Genomic DNA, 6,051 nt, shown 5'->3' with positions numbered 1-6,051 from the left:
GATGTTCTTCCCCTTTTCAAACGGGGAGAGAGTTACCACAAAGGAGATTCAGAGTTTCACAGTGATGGTGGCGAGCTTCGGGTTGAAGAACAACGCCTGTCCTGGCCAATCCTTGATCGCTTCCAAGAAGCTGCAGCAGAAGCTGGTATTCCAGTTACAAAAGACTTCAATCAGGGGAATAACGAAGGTGTCGGCTATTTTGAAGTAACCCAAAAAAAAGGGGTACGTTTCAGCGCAGCCCGGGCGTTCCTTCATCCGGTTAAAGATCGCAAAAACCTGACGATTCTCACTCAAGCTCAAGCACGAAAAATAGTGTTGGAGAATAAAATCGCCAAGGGGCTAGAACTTGATCTTCAGGGCGTGCGTACAGAAGTGAAGGTTCGAAAAGAGCTTGTTTTATCTGCGGGCGCCGTGGCGTCCCCAGTGTTGTTACAAAGCTCTGGTATCGGCGCGGGAGAGCTTTTGGCGCAGCATGGTGTTGAGGTGCTGCACGAGCTTGCAGGTGTTGGCGAAAACTTGCAGGATCATTTGCAAATTCGCACGGTATTTCAGGTCTCTGGCACAAAAACGCTTAATGAAATGTCGCATAGCCTTTTTGCCAAAGCGGGTATGGCGGTGGATTATGCCTTGTTTCGAAAAGGACCCTTGTCTATGGCACCAAGCCAGTTAGGGTGCTTTGCAAAGAGTAATCCGGCACTTGAAACACCAGATTTGGAATATCACGTGCAGCCGCTTTCGACAGATAAGCTTGGTGATCCGCTTCACAAGTTTTCCGGCTTTACGGCCTCAGTTTGTAACCTTCGGCCTGAATCCCGCGGTTATGTTCACCTCAGTGACCCTAATGGAAAAGAGATGCCAACCATTGCGCCGAAGTATCTTTCGACAGAAGGGGATCGGCAGGTGGCCATTAATGCGATTAAACTGACACGTAAAATCTGCGCGAGTCCGGCATTGTTAAGCCACTCACCGAGGGAATATCTACCTGGTGCTGATGTTGTTAGTGATGAAGATATCCTCAAAGCTGTCGGGGATATTGGCACAACGATTTTTCACCCCGTGGGCACTTGTAAAATGGGGTCTGATTCAATGGCGGTAGTTGACGAAGAACTTCGGGTACATGGTATCACGGGATTAAGGGTTGCGGATGCTTCAATCATGCCGACCATTACCTCTGGCAATACAAATGCGCCAACAATCATGATCGCGGAAAAGGCGAGCGAAATGATTCTTGGGGCCAAGAACTCAAGCTAAATCAATCAGCGTAATTTCCGGCGGGACGCCAAAGCGTACAGGTAGTATGGAGCAGCCGAGACCACCTGAAACGACGAGGTTTTTATTGTCTTCGATAATATGCCCATAGGCATAACGGTTTCCGTAACGGGATGGAACAATTGGTGAGTAATTGAACAGTCGTATTTGTCCGCCGTGGGTGTGTCCACAGAGGGTGACGCTTATTTTTGAGCTCACTTTTGGGAAAATATCGGGCTCATGAGCAAGTAGGATACTTGGGGCATCATCAGTGATTTTTGACATTAATTTTGGAAGATTATCTCGGCCAATATATCCTTTGACGCTGTCTTGAAAAGCATACTGATCCTCAAGCCCCAGAAGCCAGAAAGATTTTCCTTGATGGGATAGTTTCAAAGCTGAGTTCTCTAATACGGGGATCCCTTCGGCTTCCAGATCTTTCTGTGCTAGCGGAGGGCCTTGTCGGGTTTCTTGGGCAACGGGATCATCCCACCAGTCATGATTTCCCAAAATTGCGTAGGTTCCCAAAGGTGACTTCAGCCTTGCAAAGATCTTTGCTGCGGAGCGAACAGAAAGATGGCGCGAGATAAAATTATGTCCGGCGACATAATCCCCAAGTAGGACAATAATATCAGGCTTTGTGTTGTTTGTTTGCTCTACGATCTTTTCCAGGCGTTCGATTGACATGTAAGGCTCTTCTATATGAGGGTCTGCCAACGCCGCTATTCTCAATGTCATTCCTTTTGGCCAATTGGTTGGGGAATAGGTTATCAACAACCGGAATGAAGATTTGTAGAATTTAGTCTTTCAAATATGCCAAGGAATTTTGAGTGAATTGTGGCTTCCCTTGAACAAATTGATTTTGTTGTTGAATATGGCCTGTCATCAAACTGTCATATTAGAGTCACGAAACGATAATTTGTCATTTTACTGCAACGAAACTATCACAAATCGGAAATGACCCCGATCTTGGTGTATGAAAGTTTGAAAAATGGCATCTTCTGATCCGTCAGGAAATACGAATTCATCGTCATCAGACGATACGAAGTTAGCAAAACCATCCCTGGATAAAGACTTAAGCAAAATCGTTACGATGGAAGAGGCCACGCGCTCTATCTCGCAACATCTTTTTGCGCCGGGCCTTGCTATTCTCTTCCTGGCTGTTGCTGGTGGCTTTGCCAGTATCTTGATCGGGGCGCAGCCAAACGCGGTTTATATCATCGTCGCGGCAACTCTTGGCGGCTATATGGCGCTGAACATTGGTGCCAATGATGTGGCAAACAATGTTGGGCCAGCTGTTGGGTCGCGGGCTTTGACCATGACCGGCGCGTTGATTATTGCCGCCGTTTTTGAAAGTGCCGGGGCTCTGTTGGCGGGTGGTGATGTTGTCTCCACGATTTCCAAGGGAATTATTGATCCATCCCTTGTTCCTGATAGCCAGACCTTTATTTGGGCAATGATGGCGGCGCTTTTGTCGTCTGCGCTATGGGTGAACCTTGCAACTTACATCGGGGCGCCAGTTTCAACGACACACTCTGTTGTTGGTGGTGTGATGGGGGCTGGTATTGCTGCTGTTGGTTTTGGCGCTGTAAACTGGTTTACCATGAGTAAAATCGCAGCAAGCTGGGTAATCTCCCCCGTTCTGGGCGGTGTTATTGCGGCACTATTCCTTGCCTTTATCAAAAGTAACATCATTTACCGCGATGATAAAATCGCGGCCGCGCGTCGTTGGGTGCCTATGTTGCTTGCGATCATGGCAACGGCTTTTTCATGTTATTTGATGATGAAGGGCCTGAAGAAAATTTGGAAGCCTGACCTTGCAACTGTTGCCATGATTGGTGCTGCAATATTTGTTGCTTCTTATGCGCTTTTAAAGCCCGTTATTCGGAAACAGTCCGAGGGTATGGAAAATAGGAACCAGTCTTTAAGAGAACTGTTTCATCTTCCGTTAATTTTCTCTGCTGCTTTGTTGTCTTTTGCGCATGGTGCGAATGATGTTGCAAATGCAGTTGGGCCTTTGGCGGCGGTTTTACACGCTGTGGAGTCTGGTGACATAGCTGCAAAGGTTTCTATTCCGGTCTGGGTGATGATTATTGGTGCGGTTGGGATTAGTCTTGGTCTTTTCCTCTATGGCCCCAAACTCATTCGTATGGTGGGGGAACAGATTACCAAGATGAACCCGATGCGGGCTTACTGTGTGGCGCTTTCCGCTGCCATTACGGTGATCATGGCATCGGCTTTGGGATTACCGGTTAGCTCAACGCATATTGCTGTGGGTGCTGTGTTTGGTGTTGGCTTCTTTCGTGAATACTACACCAAGAAAAGCAAACGTCGCCGTCAGTATGTACGGCAGCATGAACGTCACCCGGAAAGCAAACACGAAGGAACCATTTCTGACCGCGAAGAAATTGGGCGGCGTAAACTGGTTCGTCGGTCCCACTTCACGACCATTATTGCAGCTTGGGTGATCACCGTTCCCGCCGCAGCATTGTTGTCTGCTTCGATCTTCTTTGCGATAACGTTTGTATTATAACTTAATTTTCTGTGATTGCGAAAAAAGCTCCGGTTCCGGGGCTTTTTTGCTTTTGAAGCTTAGAGGTTCTGTATTTATACAATCAACTCCCCAAGATGACTGATCCAATTTGGTGTCGTCTTTGGTCGTGTAGTAATTAAGCTTCGTCAAAGACAAATTGCCAATGGACAGACCAAGGGCTTTTTCGGGTTTGAGATCCAGCGCATGGGCGACCGCGGCCCGAATTGTCCCGCCATGGGTTACTGCAATAATATCTTTACCGCTGTATTTTTGATTAAGGACATCAATAGATTTTGCTGTTCGGGAAATAAGGTCTTCGAAACTTTCTCCACCCGGAGGTGCTACGGATGCAGGCGCATGCCAAAAGCGATGCCATGCATCACCTCGAATTTCACCGAGTTCGTGATGCGTCATGCCATGCCAGTCCCCAAAGGACTGTTCCTGAAAGTCGTCGATTACATCGTAGTCTGGAAAACAGGTTTTTTGCATATTGCCCATAAAGCTCAAGTTCCTGTAGTTATGGTTGCTTTTGATTATAAGAATAAACAAATTGATTTTGGTCCACAGCTAGATATTAGCGACAATATACAATATGAACTCAATCGCATTTATCAGTATTACCAAAACGTGCAAGGTAAATATCCTGAAAAAATGCTTACTGATATTGTGCCTATAGCGGAGAAAGAGATTGAAAAATAAAGGTTTCACTAGCCGTTTAGTGCATGCAGATAGATTGTTAAACAGCCCCGAAAGTGGCGCAGTACATCAAGCTACCAGTAATTCTGTTTTGTTCGAATATCAAGATGCCCAAGAGTTAGTCGATGTTTTTCAAGGTAAAAAGGTAGGGCATGTCTATTCACGTTCGTCTTCGGGATCAAACGCAGCACTGCAAACGCGCTGCTGGAAACCCAACGGTTACAAGACTGGGTCACGCGGGCCGAAACCTACCCGTTGTCACGCCAAACCCGAGCATTGATCCCAACCCTGATGCGCCACCCGGTTCTGCCGGTTTCCCTCGCCATGTTGGAAACCCCCGCATCCCGCGCCAGCTGTCAGCGCGGGCTGGATCAGCTTTGCGCCTTGGGGTTGATTCGCGAAATGACCGGCCAAACCCGCTATCGGTTCTGGGCGATCGCGCTTTAGGGCAAAATCGGCTTAACAATCGGGGATTCCCCCCCAATGCAATGTTATCTGCTCCTGTTGTATTTTTAGCCAACGCTTCATCCCCAATACCCACATTTTTATGACCATTTGTATTGCTCTTTCCTGCTTCAAGACCGATAAAAACATTCCTATTGTTACTTAAATTATCATTTAACCCAGCCTCCTCTCCAATAAAAACAGAGCCTGCATTCATAATGCCATTCACATAAAAATTTTCATTTTGGCAACAAATAATAAAATGTTCTGGTCCGTATTCGTTAATTAATTGAAGTGCTAAATCATCATTTTCAACATAAATCAATTTTGAATTTGCTATAGATTTTTCTGCAATTGCTTGACGCGGAAGTTTATTAATTTGAACTTCTATTTCTTCTGAAACGTTATCAATCAAATTTTTTGAAGTCGATACCAAAATCACTTGACTATCAATACCATGCTCTGCCTGACTTAACAAATCAGAAGCTACAAAAGTTGCATCTGCTGTATCGTCGGCAACTACCAACAGTTCACTCGGTCCCGCAGGCATGTCTATCGCTACTCCGTATTTCGTTGCTAGTTGTTTGGCAACAGTAACAAATTGATTACCCGGACCAAATATTTTATAAACTTGGGGAATACTTTCCGTTCCAAATGTCATACCAGCGATAGCTTGGATTCCTCCAACCTTAAATACTTGGGTAACACCGCACAGTTGTGCCGTATACAGAATGGCAGGATTGATTTTTCCTTCTGCATTAGGGGGCGAACATAAAACAATCTCTTTGCAACCTGCGAGGTTTGCTGGCACAGCCAGCATCAGTATGGTTGAAAATAAGGGCGCAGTTCCCCCAGGAATATATAGCCCTACTTTTTGAATCGGACGCTTTTCTTGCCAGCATAGTACTCCTGCCGTAGTCTCAACTTCAACCCTATCCGTTTTTTGCGCTTTGTGAAAAACCTCAATATTTGATTTGGCTAGTTGTATGGCATTTTTTAATTCTTGCGAAACCAATTTTTTCGCTTCCTCGACTTCCGAACTTGATACCAAAAACTGATCCAAAGAAACCTTATCAAATTTCTGCGTATACTTTCTTAAGACTTGATCACCACCCTTTTCTACCTCTTTG

6 protein-coding genes are annotated in these 6,051 nt (G+C 45.8%); 3 read left to right on the top strand and 3 right to left on the bottom strand.

Translation table 11 applies throughout. The features are described from left to right. The coding region (locus Q0241_RS13735) for a GMC oxidoreductase (protein WP_299378462.1) at positions 1-1,251 on the top strand (1,251 nt) is incomplete at its 5' end. On the opposite strand, the gene Q0241_RS13730 is transcribed toward Q0241_RS13735, so the two are convergent. Further along, a complete protein-coding gene (locus tag Q0241_RS13730) occupies positions 1,243-1,986 on the bottom strand; it encodes a metallophosphoesterase (protein ID WP_299378460.1) in 744 nt (247 codons plus the stop codon). The two genes, Q0241_RS13735 and Q0241_RS13730, sit on opposite strands and share 9 nt — an antisense overlap. 253 nt (positions 1,987-2,239) lie before the next feature. Between Q0241_RS13730 and Q0241_RS13725 the strand changes: the two genes are divergently transcribed. Further along, the gene (locus Q0241_RS13725) at positions 2,240-3,781 is read left to right on the top strand and encodes an inorganic phosphate transporter (RefSeq protein ID WP_299378458.1); all 1,542 of its coding nucleotides are present in this window, start codon (positions 2,240-2,242) and stop codon (positions 3,779-3,781) included. Here the strand turns inward: Q0241_RS13725 and Q0241_RS13720 are convergent. Continuing rightward, the gene (locus Q0241_RS13720) at positions 3,776-4,279 is read right to left on the bottom strand and encodes a histidine phosphatase family protein (RefSeq protein ID WP_299378457.1); all 504 of its coding nucleotides are present in this window, start codon (positions 4,277-4,279) and stop codon (positions 3,776-3,778) included. The genes Q0241_RS13725 and Q0241_RS13720 overlap by 6 nt on opposite strands. Between Q0241_RS13720 and Q0241_RS13715 the strand changes: the two genes are divergently transcribed. Beyond that, positions 4,265-4,480 (top strand): hypothetical protein, encoded by a 216-nt coding sequence (locus Q0241_RS13715; protein ID WP_299378455.1) that lies wholly within the window; start codon positions 4,265-4,267, stop codon positions 4,478-4,480. The genes Q0241_RS13720 and Q0241_RS13715 overlap by 15 nt on opposite strands. A 229-nt stretch (positions 4,481-4,709) precedes the next feature. Here the strand turns inward: Q0241_RS13715 and hisD are convergent. Beyond that, positions 4,710-6,051 (bottom strand): histidinol dehydrogenase (gene hisD / locus Q0241_RS13710; RefSeq protein WP_299378453.1); only part of this gene is annotated, 1,342 nt, incomplete at its 5' end.

The organism is uncultured Kiloniella sp. (assembly GCF_937128705.1).
Lineage (GTDB): Bacteria > Pseudomonadota > Alphaproteobacteria > Kiloniellales > Kiloniellaceae > Kiloniella.
The sequence above is the reverse complement of the archived record's forward strand: the minus strand, read 5'-3'. Positions and strand labels throughout refer to the sequence as shown.